This window comes from Bacillus sp. FJAT-27245, from assembly GCF_001273955.1.
In the GTDB taxonomy this organism is placed as follows: domain Bacteria; phylum Bacillota; class Bacilli; order Bacillales; family Cytobacillaceae; genus Bacillus_D.
In genome coordinates this window covers 40,764-58,515 of record NZ_LIGI01000001.1, presented here as the reverse complement: position 1 = coordinate 58,515, position 17,752 = coordinate 40,764, and the positions used below count along the sequence as shown (strand labels likewise).

Below are 17,752 nucleotides of genomic sequence, written 5' to 3'. Positions count from 1 at the left end.
CAATGTCAAGAATTTATTATACACCAGGTTTAGTTGTTTTACATTCTTCAACCGAATCCTCGTAAAATACTTCCCAAAGATACAATCCATGCGCCGGCGCGGTTTTTCCCGCGAGCGTCCTGTCCCGGGCCGCGATCAGGCCAGGCATGTCCGCCGCTTCCCTGGCACCGGAGCCAACCTCAATCAATGTCCCTGTCAGAATCCTGACCATGTTGTATAAAAACCCGTTTCCCCTGAATCTAAGCACAAGGCACTCGTCTTCCTTCTTGAAAGATATCTCAGTAATCGTTCTCACTTTATCGACAACTTCTGTATTGGAGGCACAAAAGCTCGAAAAATCGTACGTACCGGTTAAATGCCGGGCTGCTTCCTCCATTTTTGCCACATTAAGCGGATATGGATAGTGGTAGGCATAGTTGCGGTTAAACGGGTTTTTGGGTTGGCCCAGATAAAGGACGTAACGGTACTCCTTCCCGGTTGCATCAAAACGCGCGTGGAAATCCTGATTCACTTTTACAACCGTGAGAATCACGATTTCCCCGGCAAGCATGGAGTTAAGGGCTGCTGGCCAGCGGTCGGACGGAATTGAGAGCGGAGAGTCGAAATGGATGACCTGCCCCTTCGCATGGACGCCCGAGTCGGTCCTACCCGAAGCGGTGACCTTGACAGCTTTACCTTTATGAATTTTCGCCAGGGCGGCTTCAATTTCTCCCTGGACTGTCCGCTTACCAGGCTGGACCTGATAACCGGCAAAGCCTGTTCCATCATACGTAACAACGCATTTATACCGTTGCATGGTAACCCTCCATTAGGACCTTAGTAAAACAAGGACAATGGCCAGAAGCAGAAGCAGGCCGACTTGCAGTGAATCGAGCGGTTTCCAGTAAAGCTGCCGGAACCGCGTCCTGCCCTCGCCGCCCCTGTAGCCTCTTGCTTCCATTGCAGTTGCCAGATCCTCCGCCCGTTTAAATGAACTGACAAACAGTGGAATTAAAAGCGGTATGATTGCCTTAACGCGTTCCTTAATTGGCCCGCTCGCAAACTCAACTCCCCGAGCTGCCTGGGCTTTCATGATTTTGTCCGTTTCCTGCATCAGGGTAGGGATGAACCGTAGGGAAATTGACATCATCAATGCCATTTCATGAACTGGAAAACGGATTTTCTTCAATGGATTCAAAAGGACTTCGAGGCCATCTGTAATCTCAATCGGAGTCGTTGTCAATGTCAATAAGGACGTTACAAGAATCAGGAAGAAGAAGCGCATGGAGATAAAAATCCCTTGCCTGATCCCTTCTTCGTATATTTTCATAAAACCAAGGTCCACGACTACGTTTCCCTCTTTTGTCAGGAACAGATGAAGCAGCAGCGTGAAGATAACCAGGAAAAAAATCGGTTTTAGGCCTTCAAAAAGGAACCTGAACGGGATTTTCGACAGGCCCAGCAAATAAAATGTATAAAGACCAAGCAAAGTATAGGTTATGGCATTATTCGCAATGAAAACGATGCCGACAAAAGCAAAAACGAGAATCAGCTTTGATCTGGGGTCCATTCGGTGGATCGCCGACTCGGCAGGCACATAGCGCCCAAAGATCATTTTCTCCATCATGGCTGTCCAACCCCCTCGTACCGGGAAATCGCATCGGCAAGCTCTTCAATTGTCAAATAAGTCTTTCCAAGCTGTACGCCCATTTTCTCTTCCCACTTCAGTTGAAAGCGAACGGCCTCCGGTACATCAAGGCCAAGTGAGACGAGTTCAGCCGGATGTGAAAAAATTTCTTCAGGCGTGCCGATTTTTACCGTCCTGCCATTGTGTAAGATTGCGATCTTATCGGCATAGCGGGCCGCGTCCTCCATGCTGTGTGTAACAAGCACGGTCGACTGCCCCCTTTCCTGGTGGAGACGGTAAAACATGTCCATTATTTCTTTCCTGCCGCGGGGATCAAGGCCTGCGGTTGGTTCATCGAGAACAATCACTTCAGGCTCCATTGCCAAAACTCCGGCAATGGCAACGCGTCGCATCTGCCCGCCTGATAAATCGAAAGGCGATTTTTGCAAAATTTCTTCGCCAAGGCCTACCTGGCTGATAGCGATCCTTGCCCTTTCCTTTGCCTCGTCTTCCGATACGCCAAAGTTCATTGGCCCGAAGCAGATATCTTTATCGACCGTTTCCTCGAATAGCTGATGTTCAGGGAATTGGAAGACAATCCCGACCTTTTGGCGCACTGCCTTCAAGTTCTTTTCTTTTTTTCCACCCTGAATGGTTCGGTCTCCGATTGTGACTCTCCCCGATGTAGGTTGAAGCAGGCCGTTTAAATGCTGAAGGACAGTTGATTTGCCGGAGCCCGTATGGCCAATGATCGCCAAATAAGTGCCCGAGGGAATATCAAGCGTGACATCACTTACAGCCAGCTTTTCAAACGGGGTGCCTGCCTGGTACTTATACTCTATATCTTTGAGCGAGATGTCCATAATTCCGTCACCAACTCTTCTTCAGACAAATAATTTTTCGGCAGTTTTATCCCTCTTTCGGCTAACGCCTTCCCCATTTTAACAGCAAACGGAATATCGAGGCCGAGGGAAATAAGTTCTTCATCCAGCGCGAAGATTTCTTCCGGCGTACCTTCTCGGTAAACCGATCCCTTATTCATGACGATAATTCGGTCAGCTTTAGCGGCTTCATCAAGATCATGGGTTATTGAGATGACTGTCAAGGCTTTCTCCTCTTTCAACAGCCTCACGGTTTCAAGCACTTCTTCCCGTCCTCTTGGGTCAAGCATCGAGGTCGCTTCATCGAGAATAATAATCGATGGCCTGAGCGCCAAAACTCCGGCGATCGCTACCCGCTGCTTTTGCCCGCCGGAAAGATGGTGCGGCTCTTGGTTAAGAAATTGTTCCATTTTTACCTTTTCCAAAGCTTCCGGGACACGGACGGCCATCTCTTCCTGAGGGATGCCGTTGTTTTCCAAACCAAAAGCCACATCATCTTTTACTGTCGTCCCGACAAATTGGTTGTCCGGGTTTTGGAATACCATCCCTAGCATTTTTCGAATATCCCAGACAGTTTGTTCGCTGAGCGCCACTCCTCCTACCACAATGGTTCCGTTTTGCGGATATTGCAGCCCGTTCAATAGCCTGGCCAATGTGGACTTTCCAGATCCGTTATGCCCAACAATCGCCAGCCATTCTCCCTCGTAAACGTCAAAACTGACATCCTTGATGGCATATCGATCTGCATTGGTGTATTGAAACGACACATTCTCAAGGCTAATAATCGGTTTTTTCACCGGGCCTTCCTCCTCTCGGCTCACCTTTTCTCTCTCTGCTCTTTTTCTTTCCGTAAAAGCAAAAAAAGCCTGCACCCCGCCCCCCTTCAGATTAAAATCTGATGTACTACAGGGTTTCTTTTTGAGAAACGGGAGGGGTGCATGAGCTAGACGGGACAGGAAAAGAATGCAGCAGATTTTGCAAAGGGTTGTTGCATTCTTCCGTGAGTATAGGCCAATCCTGGCCATCCGGTTATCTTTTTGATATTCCTGCCCATCGTAACGCTCTTTTTGGCTTGTGCGGTTAAACTATTCATTTCCAACAGAAAGCGGGCACTACCGCTTTTCTTCTGTCCAGCTTCAGCGCCCAGCGGCTAGTGGACTTCGGTCTCCTCCTTACGATAAGTCAACATCGAATCGCTAGCGCTCTTCGTGTTTCCTTTATCTCGATCGGAGCCCTCCAGTCCATACGCCGCTGAACGGGCGCCTCAGCTTTTCTTTTAAAAAAGGCAAGAAACAAGTTTCATGAAACTGTCCCTTGCCTTCTACGCGGTGTATTAAACTAGCTCGATGATGACCATTGGTGCACCGTCGCCGCGGCGAGGACCAACTTTCATGATGCGAGTGTATCCACCTTGACGCTCTGTGTAACGAGGAGCGATATCAGCAAACAATTTTTGTAATGCATCTGTGTTGTTTTCAGCATCAGCTACTTCGTTACGGATGTAAGATGCTGCCTGGCGGCGTGCATGCAAATCTCCGCGCTTTCCAAGAGTGATCATCTTTTCTACAACAGAACGCAGTTCCTTCGCACGTGTTTCAGTAGTCTGGATACGTTCGTTAATGATTAGGTCAGTTGTAAGGTCACGAAGCATCGCTTTACGCTGTGCGCTTGTGCGGCCTAATTTCCTGTATGCCATGAAGGGTTCCCTCCTTTGTTGAAGTCAGTAAAGGCTTTGGTGGCTTTGCCGGACTAGTCGTCCTTACGCAATCCCAATCCAAGCTCTTCTAGTTTCGCTTTTACTTCCTCTAGCGATTTACGTCCCAGGTTGCGCACCTTCATCATATCTTCCTCGGTCTTGTTGGCAAGCTCCTGGACAGTATTGATTCCTGCGCGCTTGAGGCAGTTGTAAGAACGTACCGAAAGGTCGAGTTCTTCAATCGTCATTTCGAGGACTTTTTCTTTTTGGTCTTCTTCTTTTTCAATCATGATTTCGGCATTTTGGGCTTCATCGGTCAATCCGACAAAGATATTCAAATGCTCGGTCAAAATCTTCGCTCCGAATGCGATAGCTTCCTGGGGACCTGTGCTGCCGTCTGTCCATACATCCAATGTCAATTTATCGTAGTTGGTCATTTGCCCAACACGTGTATTTTCCACTTGGTAGGACACACGGGAAACCGGAGTATAGATCGAGTCAATCGGAATAACGCCGATCGGCTGGTCTTCTCTCTTATTCTGGTCAGCTGGCGTATAACCGCGTCCGCGCTTTGCAGTCAGCCTCATGCGAAGATGCCCGTTTGAACCTAATGTAGCAATATGGAGATCCGGGTTAAGGATTTCAACATCACTGTCATGGGTGATATCGCCCGCTTTGACCTGGCCCTCGCCTTTTACATCGATTTCAAGCGTTTTTTCTTCATCGGAGTATATTTTCAATGCGATTTTCTTAATGTTTAAGATAATGGATGTAACATCCTCAACGACGCCTTCAATTGTTGAAAACTCATGAAGTACACCATCTACCTGGATCGATGTAACCGCGGCACCTGGGAGTGATGATAGTAGGATACGACGTAAGGAGTTACCCAGAGTTGTACCATATCCACGCTCAAGTGGCTCTACGACGAACTTCCCGTATTTGGCATCATCGCTGATCTCAACCGTTTCGATTTTTGGTTTTTCTATTTCGATCATCAAATATACCCTCCTTCAAAACGTCGAAAACCCGGCCGGTCATTTCCCAACCGAAATTCCCCCTGTATTCGTCCCTGTTTGTGCACAACAATTGGAATATTGATTCTGCATGAACGAAAAATGGTATCATATCCCATTATAGACAGGGATACAATTTCTATACAGAAAAATTATACACGACGGCGTTTTGGCGGACGGCAACCATTATGCGGAACTGGAGTAACGTCTTTGATTGCTGTAACTTCAAGACCTGCAGCCTGAAGTGCGCGGATGGCAGCTTCACGTCCGGCGCCTGGGCCTTTTACAGTTACTTCAAGAGTTTTCAAACCATGCTCCATTGATGTTTTGGCAGCAGTTTCAGCAGCCATTTGCGCAGCGTATGGAGTGGATTTACGGGAACCCTTAAATCCAAGCGCACCTGCACTTGACCAGGAAATAGCATTACCATGAACATCAGTGATGGTAACAATCGTATTGTTGAATGTAGAGCGAATATGAGCGATACCGGATTCAATATTCTTTCTCACACGGCGTTTGCGAGTATTAGTTTTACGTGCCATTTGTAAGTACCTCCTTTACTGATTACTTCTTCTTGTTCGCTACAGTTTTACGTGGGCCTTTACGCGTACGGGCATTGTTCTTCGTGTTTTGTCCACGAACAGGCAGCCCACGGCGGTGGCGCAAACCACGGTAGCTTCCGATTTCCATCAGACGCTTAATGTTAAGGGAAACTTCACGGCGAAGATCGCCTTCTACCTTCAGCTTGTCGACGATTTCACGGATTTTGTTTAGTTCATCTTCTGTAAGATCGCGTACACGAGTGTTTTCAGAAACGCCCGCTTCAGCAAGGACCTTTTGTGCTGTATTTTTACCAATTCCATAGATGTAAGTTAAAGAGATAACCACACGCTTTTCACGCGGAATATCTACACCAGCAATACGTGCCATAAATATGGAGCACCTCCTTTATTATTAACCTTGTTTTTGTTTATGTTTAGGGTTTTCACAAATAACCATAACTTTTCCGCGTCTGCGGATAACTTTGCACTTTTCGCAGATCGGTTTTACAGATGGTCTGACTTTCATTATCCTAACCTCCTTAGCAGTACGGAGTGCAATCGGCTTATTTGAAGCGGTAGGTAATCCTGCCGCGAGTTAAGTCGTATGGGGATAGCTCCACTGTTACTTTATCGCCAGGCAGAATCCTGATGAAGTGCATACGGATCTTGCCTGATACGTGGGCAAGGATCGTATGGCCATTTTCCAATTCTACCTTAAACATGGCGTTCGGCAAAGTTTCAATTACCTTGCCTTCAATTTCAATTACATCATCTTTAGCCATCGAATTCGTCTCCCTTCTCTTCATCTGTCAGGCGTTCGTTAAAAAACCTTGTAAGTACGAAACGCAGCTTTCCGTTCGTCACGCTGCCTGTTTCCATGATACTGTCATAAACCTCCGGAGCTATGCGGTCCATCAGCTGGAGATGACGGAGATTCTTCCTCTTTGGACGGGTGTTTTTTCAGCTTCCCGCCATCAGCAACAAGAACAGAATGTTCATCAGCCAACTTTATAATTATAACATAATGGCCTGCGCAGCGTCCGCTTTTAACAAGAGCGATTTGCCCGGGAACAGGACGGGGATTTTCATCACAGTTTAGTGAGAATTTCAAAACCTTCCTCCGTAATGGCAATCGTATGTTCAAAATGGGCGCAGTTTTTGCCATCAGCAGTTACAACTGTCCAGTTATCAGCCAGTGTTTTTACATACCGGCTGCCCGCATTTACCATCGGTTCAACTGCCAGCACCATGCCAGGCTTGAGCCGAGGGCCTTTGTTAGGCGGTCCGTAATGCGGAACATGTGGTTCCTCATGTAAGTCTTGCCCGACACCGTGGCCTACATACTCGCGCACGACTGAAAAACCGTTTGCTTCCACATACACCTGAATTGCATGTGAGATATTTGTGAGACGTTCGCCTGGCTTAGCCTCTTCCAGCCCTGTATACAGGGACTGTTCCGTCACTTCCAACAGACGGGCGGTTTCCCCGTCTACTTCGCCGACCGGATAGGTCCAGGCTGAGTCACCGTGATAGCCGTTGTATTTGGCTCCGATATCGATGCTGATAATATCGCCCTCTTTTAAAATACGGCCTCCAGGTATTCCGTGCACAAGCTCCTCATTGACTGAAGCGCAAATGCTGCCAGTAAACCCATTGTAGCCTTTAAACGAAGGTATCGCATCGTGCCTCCGGATTACTTGTTCTGCAATGCGGTCCAACTCATTTGTGGTAATCCCCGGAACGATATGTTTCTTCAGTTCTTCATGGGTCAAAGCCACAATCCTGCCCGCTTCTCGCATGATTTTCAGCTCACGGGGCGTTTTGCAAATGATCATTACTTCAAGCCCCCAAGCAATGTCTGGATGTCAGCGAAAACCTCGGAGATATCACGCTGGCCATCGATATTGCGCAAGTACCCTTTTTCAATGTAAAAATCAAGCAGTGGCTTCGATTGCTTCATGTTCACGTCCAGCCTGTTCTGTACGGTTTCGGCATTGTCATCCGCCCTTTGGTACAATTCACCGCCACAGCGGTCGCACACTCCCTCAACTGCAGGAGGATTGAAAACAAGATGGTAGGTCGCTCCGCAGTTTTTACAAATGCGGCGTCCTGTCAGGCGTTCCATCAAAATGGACTTATCCACATCTATGTTGAGGACATAGTCAATTTTTTTGTTCAGACCATCCAGAATGCTTTCAAGCGCTTCAGCCTGGGGAACCGTCCTTGGGAACCCGTCGAGAAGAAAGCCTTTTTCACAGTCTTCCTTGCTTAGCCTTTCGCGAACAATGCCAATCGTCACTTCATCTGGGACAAGCGCCCCTTCATCCATGAATGCCTTTGCTTTCAGCCCCAATTCCGTACCTTCTTTCATTGCGGCACGGAACATATCTCCGGTTGAGATATGGGGGATTCCATACTGTTCTACGATTTTTTCCGCCTGAGTGCCTTTACCGGCACCAGGTAGACCCATTAACACTAAGTTCATGCAATTACCCCCTTGGGGATTAAGTGGTTTTAGGGAACGTATCGTCCCCAAAACCAACCTTACTTGATAAAGCCTTTGTAATGGCGTTTGACCAGCTGGGCTTCAAGTTGTTTCATTGTTTCAAGCGCGACGCCGACTACGATCAGCAGGCTTGTTCCGCCAATATGTGCGGACTGCGGCAGGTTTGCCACTTCAATGAAAACAATTGGAAGGACAGCGATCACTGCCAGGAAGATCGCTCCGACAAATGTCAGTCGATAGAGCACCCGCGTGAAGTATTCCTGTGTTGGCTTTCCAGGGCGGATTCCAGGGATATAGCCGCTTTGCTTTTGCAGGTTTTCAGCTGCCTGTTCCGGATTCACCTGGATAAACGCATAGAAATACGTAAACGCGATGATCAATCCTGCATATAGCGTCATCCCGATAGGATGGTTATAATCAAACACTCTCGTTATCCAAAGAGTCACGTCATTCGTTGGGAAGAATTGAGCGATTGTCCTTGGAGTAATGATGAATGATACTGCAAAAATGACCGGGATAACCCCTGCTGCGTTCACTTTCAATGGCATGTGGGTGGATTGGCCGCCAACCGGCATCCGTCCCGCAGTCATCCTTTTTGCGTATTGGATTGGAATTTTCCTTGTTGCCTGTTGGATGAAGATAACGCCAACAACGATGGCGATAACAGCCAGGGCAATAAGGATGACAGTTAGAATGCGGATGAACAGATCATCTTTCACATCCTGGAACTGTTGAATGTAAATTTGGTTGACAGTAGTCGGAATTCCGGCTGCAATTCCTGCGAAGATGATGATTGAGATCCCGTTACCGACMCCTTTTGCCGTGATTTGCTCACCGAGCCACATTAGAAAGGCTGTACCAGCTGTCAGGACTGTCGCGATCAGCAAGTACGTTCCGATTCCTGAGCTTTGAATCAACTGGCCTTGGGCCATGTTGTTAAACCCGTAAGACATGCCTAATGCCTGGATAAATCCAAGCACAATCGTGAAATAACGGGTGAATTGGGCAAGCTTCCTTCTTCCCGCATCTCCCTGCTTTGACCACTCTGTGAACTTCGGTACAACATCCATCTGCAAAAGCTGGATGATGATCGAAGCCGTGATATATGGCATAATGCCCATTGCGAGGATGGAGAAGTTTTGCAGAGCCCCGCCGCCAAATGTATTCAGCACGCCGAATACACTGAACTGGTCCTGGGCTTTTAGAATATCAGCATTGACATTTGGAACCGGAATAAAAGTTCCGATACGGAAGATTACTAACATCAAAAGGGTGAATAGAATTTTGCTCCTTATTTCACCCACGCGCATAAAATTGGAGATTGTCCGGAACATTAGATCACCTCAGTGTTTCCACCGGCAGCTTCGATTGCTTCCTTGGCAGCAGAGGAAAATTTATGAGCTTTTACAGTCAACTTTTTCTCAACGTTCCCTTTTGCAAGAATCTTGATTCCTGCTTTTTCGTTCTTAACCAAGCCTGCTTCGATAAGAAGTTCTGGAGTAACTTCTGTACCGTCTTCAAAGCTGTTAAGGACATCAAGGTTTACAATCGCGTATTCCTTGCGGTTGATGTTCGTGAAACCGCGTTTTGGCAAACGACGGAATAAAGGCGTTTGGCCACCTTCAAAACCTACACGCACACCGCCACCGGAACGGGCTTGTTGACCCTTGTGACCCTTACCTGCAGTTTTTCCGTTGCCGGATCCGATACCGCGGCCTTTACGCTTGCGGTCTTTGCGGGAGCCTTCTGCTGGCATTAATTCATGAAGTTTCATTTGGGCACCTCCTTAAGAAAGAATGAATCGTTTATTGTTCTTTAACCGAGACAAGGTGGGCAACCTTATTAAGCATTCCGCGGATAGCGGCGTTGTCCTGTTGCTCAACTGTCTGGTTCACTTTTCGCAAGCCAAGGGCCTTAACTGTTTCGCGCTGGTCCTCTGGACGGCCGATCACGCTTTTAGTGAGGGTAATTTGCAATTTGTTAGCCATTTGATTTCCCTCCCTTATCCTAGCAGTTCTTCTACTGATTTTCCGCGCAGCTTCGCAACATCTTCGGCACGCTTAAGTTGCTTGATGCCGTCAATAGTAGCGCGAACTACGTTGATTGGTGTATTTGTCCCAAGCGACTTGGAAAGAATGTCGGAAATCCCGGCAAGCTCAAGTACCGCACGGACAGGTCCGCCAGCGATAACTCCTGTACCTTCATATGCAGGCTTCAAAAGGATTTCACCAGCACCGAAGCGGCCGATAACCTGATGTGGAATAGTCGTTCCAACCATCGGTACGGCAACCAGGTTTTTCTTTGCATCTTCAATTGCTTTACGGATCGCATCAGGTACTTCCTGTGCTTTACCTGTGCCAAAGCCGACATGGCCATTTTTATCTCCTACTACGACAAGAGCAGTGAAACGGAAACGGCGTCCGCCTTTAACAACCTTCGCAACACGGTTGACCGTTACTACGCGTTCTTCAAGTTCAAGTTTGTTTGGATCAATGCGACGCATCTTTGTGTGTCCCTCCTTTGTCTATTAAAATTGCAAGCCGTTCTCGCGGGCAGCATCTGCAAGAGCCTGGACGCGGCCATGGTAGAGGTACCCTCCGCGGTCGAAGACTACCGAAGTGATGCCTTTTTCGACTCCGCGCTTCGCAATAAGTTCTCCGACTTTTTGCGCAGCTTCTGTGTTTCCGGTAACTTCAGTTCCGAAATCTTTATCCATTGTCGAAGCACTAGCGAGAGTAACTCCGTTCACATCGTCGATTAACTGAGCGTAAATGTGTTTGTTCGAACGAAACACATTCAGACGGGGACGGGCAGCTGTTCCGCTAAGCTTTGAACGGACGCGTGCATGTCTTTTCTTACGGCTCATGTTTTTATCAAGCTTCGTAATCATTTACGTCACTCCTTTCGTATTACTATGCGGCATTACTTACCTTTTTTACCTTCCTTACGGCGGACAACTTCGCCTTCATAGCGAATCCCTTTGCCTTTGTAAGGCTCTGGAGGACGGACGCCACGGATGTTTGCAGCAAGAGCTCCAACACGTTCTTTGTCGTAGCCTTTCACAATTACCTTTGTATTGGCAGGCACTTCAATTTCAAGTCCTTTTTCAGGCTCGATTTCGACCGGGTGGGAATATCCAACGTTAAGTACAAGCTTGCTACCTTGCTTGGAAGCACGGTAACCAACCCCTACAAGCTCCAATCCCTTTTCGAAGCCTTTGGAAACACCTTCAACCATGTTGGCGAGTACAGCGCGTGTAGTACCATGTAAGGCACGGATTTCCTTTGCATCGGAAGGGCGTGTAATCGTAACGGTGTTATCTTCTACAAGGATGCTGATTTCAGGGCTGAAAGAACGAACCAATTCGCCTTTAGGGCCCTTTACTGTAACAGTGTTATTATCTAGAGCAACCGTAACTCCTGCTGGAATTTCGATTGGTTTTTTTCCTATGCGAGACATTTAGTGCACCTCCATTCATTCAAAAACTTCTTACCAGACGTATGCGAGTACTTCTCCGCCGATTTGCTTTGCGCGGGCTTCTTTATCAGTAACGACACCTTGTGAAGTTGAAACAAGGGCGATTCCAAGGCCGTTCAGTACGCGAGGCACTTCTGTTGATTTTGCATAAACACGAAGGCCAGGCTTGGAAATCCTTTTAAGGCCGGTAATAACGCGCTCGTTGTTTGCACCGTACTTAAGGAAGATACGGATGATGCCCTGCTTATTGTCTTCAATCAGCTCAACATCACGCACGAAACCTTCACGCTTAAGGATTTCAGCGATTTCTTTCTTGATATTGGAAGCAGGTACTTCCAGCTTTTCATGGCGAACCATGTTCGCATTACGAATGCGGGTAAGCATATCTGCAATTGGATCTGTCATGACCATTATTTTTACCTCCTTCCCAGACTTGGGGTTTACCAGCTAGCTTTTTTAACACCAGGAATCTGGCCTTTGTATGCTAATTCACGGAAACAAATACGGCAAAGCTTAAATTTGCGGTATACAGAGTGTGGACGGCCACAACGTTCGCAGCGGGTATACTCTTGCACCTTATATTTAGGCGTGCGTTTTTGCTTCGCAATCATTGACTTTTTAGCCACGTTTTCGCCTCCCTTATTAATAGATTACTTCTGGAACGGCATTCCAAACTGAGTTAAAAGTTCACGTGCTTCTTCGTCAGTGTTGGCTGTCGTTACAATAACGATATCCATTCCACGGACCTTGCTTACTTTATCGTAATCAATTTCAGGGAAGATCAATTGTTCTTTCACACCAAGAGTGTAGTTGCCGCGGCCATCGAATGCTTTCTTGGAAATACCGCGGAAGTCGCGCACCCGTGGCAGAGAGACTGAAATTAATTTGTCCAGGAATTCGTACATACGCTCACCGCGCAAAGTAACTTTCGCTCCGATTGGCATACCTTCACGAAGGCGGAAGCCAGCGATAGACTTTTTAGCGCGAGTAACGACCGGCTTTTGGCCAGTAATGCTTGTAAGTTCTTCAACAGCATTGTCCAAGGCTTTTGCGTTTGCGACTGCATCGCCAACACCCATGTTAACAACGATTTTTTCTACTTTAGGAACCTGCATAACAGATTTATAGTTAAACTTGCTCACTAGAGCAGGAGTAATTTCTTTAACAAACTTTTCCTTTAGGCGGTTCATCTATTGTACCTCCCTTCTTTATGAACTATTTATCTAATACTTCACCGGATTTTGTTACGCGTACTTTTTTACCGTCAACAACTTTGTAGCCAACACGGCTAGGCTTTCCGGACTTGTCGATAGGCATAACGTTTGATACGTGTACAGGTGCTTCCTGGCTGCTGATGCCGCCCTGGGGATTCGCCTGGGAAGGTTTTGAATGCTTCTTGACGATATTGACTCCCTCTACGAGGACACGGTTTTGCTTCGGATAAGCTTCGAGGATTGTTCCTGTCTTGCCTTTATCCTTGCCAGAGATGACCATTACTTTGTCACCTTTTTTTACATGCATCTGTGCGCACCTCCTTAAAGGCATTTAAGATTGGTTTATTGCAAGTACTGCTAATTAAAGTACTTCTGGAGCAAGGGAAATGATTTTCATGAAATTGCTGTCGCGCAGTTCACGTGCAACCGGCCCAAATATACGCGTTCCGCGTGGGCTTTTGTCATCACGGATAATTACACATGCGTTTTCGTCAAACTTAATGTAAGTTCCGTCTGCACGGCGTGCACCGCTCTTAGTGCGTACGATAACTGCTTTAACAATATCACCTTTTTTAACAACGCCACCTGGTGTTGCTTGTTTCACTGTGCAGACGATCACATCGCCAATGCCGGCAGTTTTGCGGCCGGAGCCACCAAGCACTTTAATTGTCAGAACTTCACGGGCACCAGAGTTGTCAGCAACTTTTAAACGTGTTTCCTGTTGAATCATGCGTGTAACCTCCCTTCGGATGAAAGCTTATCCGAACAATTAAATAATAACTGCTTTTTCAATCACTTCTACAAGTCGGAAGCGTTTTGTAGCCGAAAGCGGGCGAGTTTCCATGATGCGTACAACATCACCAATCTTTGCTTGGTTCTGCTCATCATGCGCCTTAAACTTTTTAGAGTATTTAACGCGTTTACCATAAAGAGGATGCTTTTTGTGTGTCTCGACAAGAACAGTAACAGTCTTATCCATTTTGTCGGAAACCACGCGTCCGGTGTAAACTTTGCGTTGGTTGCGTTCGCTCATTAGGCGGACCTCCTCTCAATTATCGATTGTTAACGCCGATTTCTCTTTCACGGACAACAGTTTTCATGCGGGCGATCGACTTGCGCACTTCCCTGATGCGGGCAGTGTTTTCAAGCTGTCCAGTCGCCAATTGAAAGCGAAGGTTGAATAGTTCTTCTTTTAATGACTTGACTTTTTGTTCTAGTTCGGCAGTGGTTAGGTCACGAAGTTCATTAGCTTTCATTTGATTCACCACCAATTTCTTCTCGTTTTACAAACTTGCACTTAACAGGAAGTTTGTGCGCGGCAAGGCGAAGTGCCTCACGTGCGATCTCTTCTGAGACGCCGGCAATTTCGAACATGATCTTGCCAGGCTTTACAACTGCTACCCAGCCTTCAGGAGCACCTTTACCGGAACCCATCCGTACTTCAAGGGGCTTTGCAGTATATGGCTTGTGCGGGAAAATTTTGATCCAAACTTTACCGCCACGCTTCATGTAACGAGTCATCGCGATACGGGCAGATTCGATCTGGCGGTTCGTGATCCAGGAGGCTTCAGTTGCCTGCAAACCGAATTCACCAAAAGTTACTTCAGTTCCGCCTTTTGCTTGACCGCGCATTTTTCCACGGTGCACACGGCGGTATTTTACACGCTTAGGCAATAACATGATTATTTGCCTCCTTCCTCAGTTTTCTTCTTAGTTGGAAGGACCTCACCCTTGTAAATCCATACTTTTACGCCAAGCTTGCCGTAAGTAGTATCTGCTTCGGCAGTTGCATAGTCGATGTCTGCACGAAGTGTATGAAGGGGAACAGTTCCTTCGCTGTAGTGTTCAGAACGAGCGATATCTGCACCGCCAAGACGGCCGGATACCATTGTTTTGATACCTTTTGCTCCTGCACGCATAGCACGTTGGATAACTTGCTTCTGTGCACGGCGGAAAGATACACGGTTTTCTAGCTGGCGAGCGATGTTTTCGGCAACAAGCTTCGCATCGATGTCAGCTTTCTTGATTTCAAGGATATTAATGTGGACACGCTTGCCAGTAAGCTGGTTCAACGCTTTACGGAGCGCTTCAACTTCTGTACCGCCTTTACCGATTACCATACCTGGCTTCGCAGTGTGTACAGTAACGTTAACACGGTTTGCAGCGCGTTCGATTTCAACTTTGGATACAGACGCGTCTTTCAGGCGCTTCTGGATGTATTCACGAACTTTCAAGTCTTCATGAAGAAGATCTGCAAAGTCTTTACCTGCGTACCATTTGGATTCCCAATCACGAATGATGCCGATACGCAAACCAATTGGATTTACTTTTTGACCCACTAATTATCCCTCCTTCTTTTCTGATAGAACGATTGTGATGTGGCTCGTACGCTTGTTAATCGCGCTGGCACGGCCTTGTGCACGCGGGCGGAAACGCTTCAGTGTCGGCCCTTCGTCAACGTATGCTTGCTCAACCACAAGATTGTTAACGTCCATTTCATAGTTGTGTTCTGCATTTGCCATAGCAGACTTCAATACTTTTTCAACGATTGGAGAAGCAGCCTTTGGAGTCAAAGTTAAAATGGCTACCGCTTCGCCAACTTGCTTTCCTCGAATTAAATCTACGACTAAACGAGCTTTACGAGGAGCAATACGGACTGTTCTTGCAACAGCTTTAGCTTGCATGATGTGATGCCCTCCTCTCATTAACGTCTGGTTTTCTTATCGTCATTGCCATGGCCTTTATAAGCACGTGTCGGAGCGAATTCTCCAAGCTTGTGTCCTACCATGTCTTCAGTGACATATACTGGTACATGTTTCCGTCCATCGTACACAGCGATTGTGTGGCCAATGAATTGTGGGAAAATTGTTGAACGGCGTGACCAAGTTTTGATTACATGCTTGCTGTCAGCACCAAGGTTTTCGACCTTTTTAAGTAGATGATCATCAACAAAAGGTCCTTTTTTCAAACTGCGACCCATGTGGGTACCTCCCTTCGAGACCGTTCTACGGTTCGGTTTCTGAACCGTAGTTCAATCACGTTATTTTTTACGGCGTCGTACAATGAATTTATCGGACTTGTTCTTCTTTTTACGCGTTTTGCGTCCAAGAGTTGGCTTGCCCCATGGTGATACAGGTGATTTACGTCCGATTGGGGAACGTCCTTCACCACCACCGTGTGGGTGATCATTCGGGTTCATAACAGATCCGCGGACAGTTGGGCGCTTGCCTAACCAGCGGGAGCGTCCAGCTTTACCGATGTTGATCAGTTCATGCTGCTCGTTTCCAACCTGGCCGATAGAAGCACGGCATGTCGCAAGGATCATGCGGACTTCACCGGAGTTCAAACGTACAAGTACGTATTTGCCTTCTTTACCGAGAACCTGTGCAGATGTACCTGCGGAACGAACCAATTGTCCGCCTTTTCCAGGCTTAAGCTCGATGTTGTGGACAACTGTACCAACCGGGATATTAGCAAGTGGAAGTGCGTTCCCTATTTTGATATCAGCTTCTGGGCCGGACATTACTTCCATGCCAACCTTAAGGTTTTTAGGAGCAAGGATGTAACGCTTTTCCCCATCCACATAGTTGATTAGTGCAATGTTTGCTGAACGGTTTGGATCATATTCGATAGTGGCAACGCGTCCTGGAATGCCATCTTTATCGCGTTTAAAGTCGATTAGACGGTATTGACGCTTATGGCCGCCACCTTGATGACGAACAGTTAACTTACCTTGGTTATTACGGCCGCCCTTTCTTGTCAGCGGAGCCAACAAGGATTTCTCCGGGGTGCTAGTTGTGATTTCCGCGAAATCAGAAACTGTCATGCCGCGACGACCGTTAGAGGTAGGTTTGTACTTTTTAATCGCCATTTCTATTCCCTCCTCTTCTAGTTAAATTCTAGGATTCAAAAATTTCGATTTCTTTGCTGTCGGCAGTCAGCTTAACAATAGCCTTGCGGCGTTTGTTTGTGTATCCGCCAAACTTGCCCATGCGCTTGAATTTACCTTTGTAGTTCATGATGTTTACTTTCTCAACATCAACGCCAAAGATTTTTTCCACAGCGTCTTTTACTTGTGTTTTATTGGCTCTAACGTCAACTTCGAACGTGTATTTCTTCTCAGCCATCAAATCAGTAGAACGTTCGGTGATAACGGGGCGCTTAATAACATCGCGTGCATCCATTATGCAAGCACCTCCTCTACTTTTTCAACCGCTGCTTTGGTGATGATTAGCTTGTCATGGTTAAGGACATCCACGACATTGATGCCGTTGGCCGCTACTACAGTAACGCCAGGAATGTTCCTTGCAGACAATGCTACGTTTTCATCAAGGTCAGCAGTTACAACAAGTGCTTTCTTTTCTACGGAAAGTCCTTTTAGGACGTTCACGAAATCTTTTGTTTTTGGCCCTTCGAAAGCAAGGCTTTCAAGTACCACGATGTTTTCTTCAAGTACCTTTGTGGAAAGGGCTGACTTAATCGCAAGCCTGCGTACTTTCCTTGGCAATTTGTAGCTGTAGCTGCGTGGCACCGGACCGAAAACTGTACCGCCGCCTTTCCATTGTGGTGAGCGGATTGATCCCTGGCGCGCACGGCCTGTTCCTTTTTGTCTCCACGGCTTGCGTCCGCCGCCGGCTACTTCAGAACGAATTTTTGTTTTGTGTGTTCCCTGGCGCATTGAAGCCCTTTGCATCAGAATAGCTTCGAAAAGCACATGCTGGTTTGGCTCAATGCCGAAAACTGTATCATTAAGTTCGATTTCCCCAACTTGGGAACCGTTTTGGTTAAATAATGCTACTTTTGGCATTCCTTTG

The 17,752-nt window shown here is 47.1% G+C and carries 32 protein-coding genes; all 32 read right to left on the bottom strand.

The window, feature by feature from the left end; all coding sequences use genetic code 11:
* Positions 1-16: 16 nt before the first annotated feature.
* Positions 17-796, bottom strand: a complete 780-nt coding sequence (gene truA, locus ADU24_RS00340; RefSeq protein ID WP_053364796.1) for a tRNA pseudouridine(38-40) synthase TruA — start codon at positions 794-796, stop codon at positions 17-19.
* Between the two features lie 12 nt (positions 797-808).
* The gene (locus tag ADU24_RS00335) at positions 809-1,606 is read right to left on the bottom strand and encodes an energy-coupling factor transporter transmembrane component T family protein (protein WP_053364795.1); all 798 of its coding nucleotides are present in this window, start codon (positions 1,604-1,606) and stop codon (positions 809-811) included.
* Entirely contained in the window at positions 1,603-2,469 is an 867-nt protein-coding gene (locus ADU24_RS00330; protein ID WP_053364794.1) for an energy-coupling factor ABC transporter ATP-binding protein, read from the bottom strand. The genes ADU24_RS00335 and ADU24_RS00330 overlap by 4 nt, the downstream gene beginning before the upstream one ends.
* Positions 2,445-3,284 (bottom strand): energy-coupling factor ABC transporter ATP-binding protein, encoded by an 840-nt coding sequence (locus ADU24_RS00325; RefSeq protein ID WP_053368706.1) that lies wholly within the window; start codon positions 3,282-3,284, stop codon positions 2,445-2,447. Before ADU24_RS00325 ends, ADU24_RS00330 begins: the two co-directional genes overlap by 25 nt.
* A gap of 536 nt (positions 3,285-3,820) precedes the next feature.
* The gene (rplQ, locus tag ADU24_RS00320; RefSeq protein ID WP_053364793.1) at positions 3,821-4,183 is read right to left on the bottom strand and encodes a 50S ribosomal protein L17; all 363 of its coding nucleotides are present in this window, start codon (positions 4,181-4,183) and stop codon (positions 3,821-3,823) included.
* A 53-nt stretch (positions 4,184-4,236) separates the two neighbouring features.
* Entirely contained in the window at positions 4,237-5,181 is a 945-nt protein-coding gene (locus ADU24_RS00315; RefSeq protein WP_053364792.1) for a DNA-directed RNA polymerase subunit alpha, read from the bottom strand.
* 170 nt (positions 5,182-5,351) lie between these two features.
* Positions 5,352-5,741 (bottom strand): 30S ribosomal protein S11, encoded by a 390-nt coding sequence (rpsK, locus tag ADU24_RS00310; protein WP_053364791.1) that lies wholly within the window; start codon positions 5,739-5,741, stop codon positions 5,352-5,354.
* 22 nt (positions 5,742-5,763) lie between these two features.
* Positions 5,764-6,129, bottom strand: coding sequence for a 30S ribosomal protein S13 (rpsM, locus tag ADU24_RS00305; RefSeq protein WP_053364790.1), 366 nt, complete (start codon positions 6,127-6,129; stop codon positions 5,764-5,766).
* A 24-nt stretch (positions 6,130-6,153) separates the two neighbouring features.
* Positions 6,154-6,267, bottom strand: coding sequence for a 50S ribosomal protein L36 (gene rpmJ / locus ADU24_RS00300; protein WP_000868344.1), 114 nt, complete (start codon positions 6,265-6,267; stop codon positions 6,154-6,156).
* 37 nt (positions 6,268-6,304) lie between these two features.
* Positions 6,305-6,523: a translation initiation factor IF-1 gene (gene infA, locus ADU24_RS00295; protein WP_048823029.1), complete on the bottom strand. Its 219-nt coding sequence runs from the start codon at positions 6,521-6,523 to the stop codon at positions 6,305-6,307.
* A gap of 306 nt (positions 6,524-6,829) precedes the next feature.
* On the bottom strand, positions 6,830-7,576 hold the full coding sequence (gene map, locus ADU24_RS00285) for a type I methionyl aminopeptidase (protein WP_053364789.1): 747 nt from the start codon (positions 7,574-7,576) through the stop codon (positions 6,830-6,832).
* Positions 7,576-8,226, bottom strand: coding sequence for an adenylate kinase (locus tag ADU24_RS00280; protein WP_053364788.1), 651 nt, complete (start codon positions 8,224-8,226; stop codon positions 7,576-7,578). Before ADU24_RS00280 ends, map begins: the two co-directional genes overlap by 1 nt.
* A 59-nt stretch (positions 8,227-8,285) precedes the next feature.
* The gene (secY, locus tag ADU24_RS00275) at positions 8,286-9,581 is read right to left on the bottom strand and encodes a preprotein translocase subunit SecY (RefSeq protein WP_053364787.1); all 1,296 of its coding nucleotides are present in this window, start codon (positions 9,579-9,581) and stop codon (positions 8,286-8,288) included.
* Positions 9,581-10,021: a 50S ribosomal protein L15 gene (rplO, locus tag ADU24_RS00270; RefSeq protein ID WP_053364786.1), complete on the bottom strand. Its 441-nt coding sequence runs from the start codon at positions 10,019-10,021 to the stop codon at positions 9,581-9,583. The genes secY and rplO overlap by 1 nt, the downstream gene beginning before the upstream one ends.
* Before the next feature lie 31 nt (positions 10,022-10,052).
* Positions 10,053-10,235, bottom strand: a complete 183-nt coding sequence (gene rpmD / locus ADU24_RS00265; RefSeq protein ID WP_053364785.1) for a 50S ribosomal protein L30 — start codon at positions 10,233-10,235, stop codon at positions 10,053-10,055.
* Positions 10,236-10,249: 14 nt separating this feature from the next.
* Entirely contained in the window at positions 10,250-10,750 is a 501-nt protein-coding gene (rpsE, locus tag ADU24_RS00260) for a 30S ribosomal protein S5 (protein ID WP_053364784.1), read from the bottom strand.
* A 24-nt stretch (positions 10,751-10,774) separates the two neighbouring features.
* Positions 10,775-11,137, bottom strand: coding sequence for a 50S ribosomal protein L18 (gene rplR, locus ADU24_RS00255; protein WP_053364783.1), 363 nt, complete (start codon positions 11,135-11,137; stop codon positions 10,775-10,777).
* A 32-nt stretch (positions 11,138-11,169) separates the two neighbouring features.
* Positions 11,170-11,706 (bottom strand): 50S ribosomal protein L6, encoded by a 537-nt coding sequence (gene rplF / locus ADU24_RS00250; RefSeq protein ID WP_053364782.1) that lies wholly within the window; start codon positions 11,704-11,706, stop codon positions 11,170-11,172.
* A gap of 30 nt (positions 11,707-11,736) precedes the next feature.
* On the bottom strand, positions 11,737-12,135 hold the full coding sequence (gene rpsH / locus ADU24_RS00245) for a 30S ribosomal protein S8 (RefSeq protein WP_053364781.1): 399 nt from the start codon (positions 12,133-12,135) through the stop codon (positions 11,737-11,739).
* A 29-nt stretch (positions 12,136-12,164) separates the two neighbouring features.
* Positions 12,165-12,350 (bottom strand): 30S ribosomal protein S14, encoded by a 186-nt coding sequence (gene rpsN / locus ADU24_RS22425; RefSeq protein ID WP_009499044.1) that lies wholly within the window; start codon positions 12,348-12,350, stop codon positions 12,165-12,167.
* Positions 12,351-12,374: 24 nt separating this feature from the next.
* Positions 12,375-12,914, bottom strand: coding sequence for a 50S ribosomal protein L5 (gene rplE / locus ADU24_RS00240; RefSeq protein WP_053364780.1), 540 nt, complete (start codon positions 12,912-12,914; stop codon positions 12,375-12,377).
* A gap of 25 nt (positions 12,915-12,939) precedes the next feature.
* Positions 12,940-13,245 carry a 50S ribosomal protein L24 gene (gene rplX / locus ADU24_RS00235; RefSeq protein ID WP_053364779.1) on the bottom strand — a complete coding sequence of 102 codons (306 nt, stop codon included), beginning with the start codon at positions 13,243-13,245 and terminating at the stop codon, positions 12,940-12,942.
* A 54-nt stretch (positions 13,246-13,299) separates the two neighbouring features.
* Positions 13,300-13,668: a 50S ribosomal protein L14 gene (gene rplN, locus ADU24_RS00230; RefSeq protein WP_053364778.1), complete on the bottom strand. Its 369-nt coding sequence runs from the start codon at positions 13,666-13,668 to the stop codon at positions 13,300-13,302.
* 39 nt (positions 13,669-13,707) lie between these two features.
* Positions 13,708-13,971: a 30S ribosomal protein S17 gene (gene rpsQ / locus ADU24_RS00225; RefSeq protein ID WP_053364777.1), complete on the bottom strand. Its 264-nt coding sequence runs from the start codon at positions 13,969-13,971 to the stop codon at positions 13,708-13,710.
* A 19-nt stretch (positions 13,972-13,990) separates the two neighbouring features.
* Positions 13,991-14,194 carry a 50S ribosomal protein L29 gene (rpmC, locus tag ADU24_RS00220; protein WP_043931561.1) on the bottom strand — a complete coding sequence of 68 codons (204 nt, stop codon included), beginning with the start codon at positions 14,192-14,194 and terminating at the stop codon, positions 13,991-13,993.
* Positions 14,184-14,618, bottom strand: a complete 435-nt coding sequence (gene rplP / locus ADU24_RS00215) for a 50S ribosomal protein L16 (RefSeq protein WP_053364776.1) — start codon at positions 14,616-14,618, stop codon at positions 14,184-14,186. The genes rpmC and rplP overlap by 11 nt, the downstream gene beginning before the upstream one ends.
* Before the next feature lie 2 nt (positions 14,619-14,620).
* The gene (gene rpsC, locus ADU24_RS00210; protein ID WP_053364775.1) at positions 14,621-15,277 is read right to left on the bottom strand and encodes a 30S ribosomal protein S3; all 657 of its coding nucleotides are present in this window, start codon (positions 15,275-15,277) and stop codon (positions 14,621-14,623) included.
* 3 nt (positions 15,278-15,280) lie between these two features.
* On the bottom strand, positions 15,281-15,622 hold the full coding sequence (rplV, locus tag ADU24_RS00205) for a 50S ribosomal protein L22 (RefSeq protein WP_053364774.1): 342 nt from the start codon (positions 15,620-15,622) through the stop codon (positions 15,281-15,283).
* Between the two features lie 20 nt (positions 15,623-15,642).
* Positions 15,643-15,918: a 30S ribosomal protein S19 gene (rpsS, locus tag ADU24_RS00200; RefSeq protein WP_053364773.1), complete on the bottom strand. Its 276-nt coding sequence runs from the start codon at positions 15,916-15,918 to the stop codon at positions 15,643-15,645.
* Between the two features lie 60 nt (positions 15,919-15,978).
* Complete coding sequence (gene rplB / locus ADU24_RS00195) at positions 15,979-16,809, bottom strand: 50S ribosomal protein L2 (RefSeq protein ID WP_053364772.1); 831 nt, start codon at positions 16,807-16,809, stop codon at positions 15,979-15,981.
* A gap of 28 nt (positions 16,810-16,837) precedes the next feature.
* Positions 16,838-17,125, bottom strand: a complete 288-nt coding sequence (rplW, locus tag ADU24_RS00190) for a 50S ribosomal protein L23 (RefSeq protein ID WP_172797588.1) — start codon at positions 17,123-17,125, stop codon at positions 16,838-16,840.
* The gene (gene rplD, locus ADU24_RS00185) at positions 17,122-17,745 is read right to left on the bottom strand and encodes a 50S ribosomal protein L4 (RefSeq protein WP_053364770.1); all 624 of its coding nucleotides are present in this window, start codon (positions 17,743-17,745) and stop codon (positions 17,122-17,124) included. Before rplD ends, rplW begins: the two co-directional genes overlap by 4 nt.
* Positions 17,746-17,752 lie beyond the last annotated feature (7 nt).

Coding starts and splice junctions, on each gene's coding strand:
- rpsK (WP_053364791.1), bottom strand. CDS start 5,741: ATGGCACGTAAAACTAATACTCGCAAACGCCGTGTGAGAAAGAATATT.
- infA (WP_048823029.1), bottom strand. CDS start 6,523: ATGGCTAAAGATGATGTAATTGAAATTGAAGGCAAGGTAATTGAAACT.
- ADU24_RS00280 (WP_053364788.1), bottom strand. CDS start 8,226: ATGAACTTAGTGTTAATGGGTCTACCTGGTGCCGGTAAAGGCACTCAG.
- map (WP_053364789.1), bottom strand. CDS start 7,576: ATGATCATTTGCAAAACGCCCCGTGAGCTGAAAATCATGCGAGAAGCG.
- rpmC (WP_043931561.1), bottom strand. CDS start 14,194: ATGAAAGCTAATGAACTTCGTGACCTAACCACTGCCGAACTAGAACAA.
- rpmJ (WP_000868344.1), bottom strand. CDS start 6,267: ATGAAAGTCAGACCATCTGTAAAACCGATCTGCGAAAAGTGCAAAGTT.
- rpmD (WP_053364785.1), bottom strand. CDS start 10,235: ATGGCTAACAAATTGCAAATTACCCTCACTAAAAGCGTGATCGGCCGT.
- rplB (WP_053364772.1), bottom strand. CDS start 16,809: ATGGCGATTAAAAAGTACAAACCTACCTCTAACGGTCGTCGCGGCATG.
- rplQ (WP_053364793.1), bottom strand. CDS start 4,183: ATGGCATACAGGAAATTAGGCCGCACAAGCGCACAGCGTAAAGCGATG.
- rplR (WP_053364783.1), bottom strand. CDS start 11,137: ATGATTACGAAGCTTGATAAAAACATGAGCCGTAAGAAAAGACATGCA.
- rplO (WP_053364786.1), bottom strand. CDS start 10,021: ATGAAACTTCATGAATTAATGCCAGCAGAAGGCTCCCGCAAAGACCGC.
- rpsM (WP_053364790.1), bottom strand. CDS start 6,129: ATGGCACGTATTGCTGGTGTAGATATTCCGCGTGAAAAGCGTGTGGTT.
- ADU24_RS00315 (WP_053364792.1), bottom strand. CDS start 5,181: ATGATCGAAATAGAAAAACCAAAAATCGAAACGGTTGAGATCAGCGAT.
- truA (WP_053364796.1), bottom strand. CDS start 796: ATGCAACGGTATAAATGCGTTGTTACGTATGATGGAACAGGCTTTGCC.
- rplE (WP_053364780.1), bottom strand. CDS start 12,914: ATGAACCGCCTAAAGGAAAAGTTTGTTAAAGAAATTACTCCTGCTCTA.
- ADU24_RS00330 (WP_053364794.1), bottom strand. CDS start 2,469: ATGGACATCTCGCTCAAAGATATAGAGTATAAGTACCAGGCAGGCACC.
- rplN (WP_053364778.1), bottom strand. CDS start 13,668: ATGATTCAACAGGAAACACGTTTAAAAGTTGCTGACAACTCTGGTGCC.
- rpsQ (WP_053364777.1), bottom strand. CDS start 13,971: ATGAGCGAACGCAACCAACGCAAAGTTTACACCGGACGCGTGGTTTCC.
- rpsE (WP_053364784.1), bottom strand. CDS start 10,750: ATGCGTCGCATTGATCCAAACAAACTTGAACTTGAAGAACGCGTAGTA.
- rpsH (WP_053364781.1), bottom strand. CDS start 12,135: ATGGTCATGACAGATCCAATTGCAGATATGCTTACCCGCATTCGTAAT.
- rplD (WP_053364770.1), bottom strand. CDS start 17,745: ATGCCAAAAGTAGCATTATTTAACCAAAACGGTTCCCAAGTTGGGGAA.
- rplF (WP_053364782.1), bottom strand. CDS start 11,706: ATGTCTCGCATAGGAAAAAAACCAATCGAAATTCCAGCAGGAGTTACG.
- rplP (WP_053364776.1), bottom strand. CDS start 14,618: ATGTTATTGCCTAAGCGTGTAAAATACCGCCGTGTGCACCGTGGAAAA.
- rpsS (WP_053364773.1), bottom strand. CDS start 15,918: ATGGGTCGCAGTTTGAAAAAAGGACCTTTTGTTGATGATCATCTACTT.
- rplX (WP_053364779.1), bottom strand. CDS start 13,245: ATGCATGTAAAAAAAGGTGACAAAGTAATGGTCATCTCTGGCAAGGAT.
- ADU24_RS00335 (WP_053364795.1), bottom strand. CDS start 1,606: ATGATGGAGAAAATGATCTTTGGGCGCTATGTGCCTGCCGAGTCGGCG.
- rplV (WP_053364774.1), bottom strand. CDS start 15,622: ATGCAAGCTAAAGCTGTTGCAAGAACAGTCCGTATTGCTCCTCGTAAA.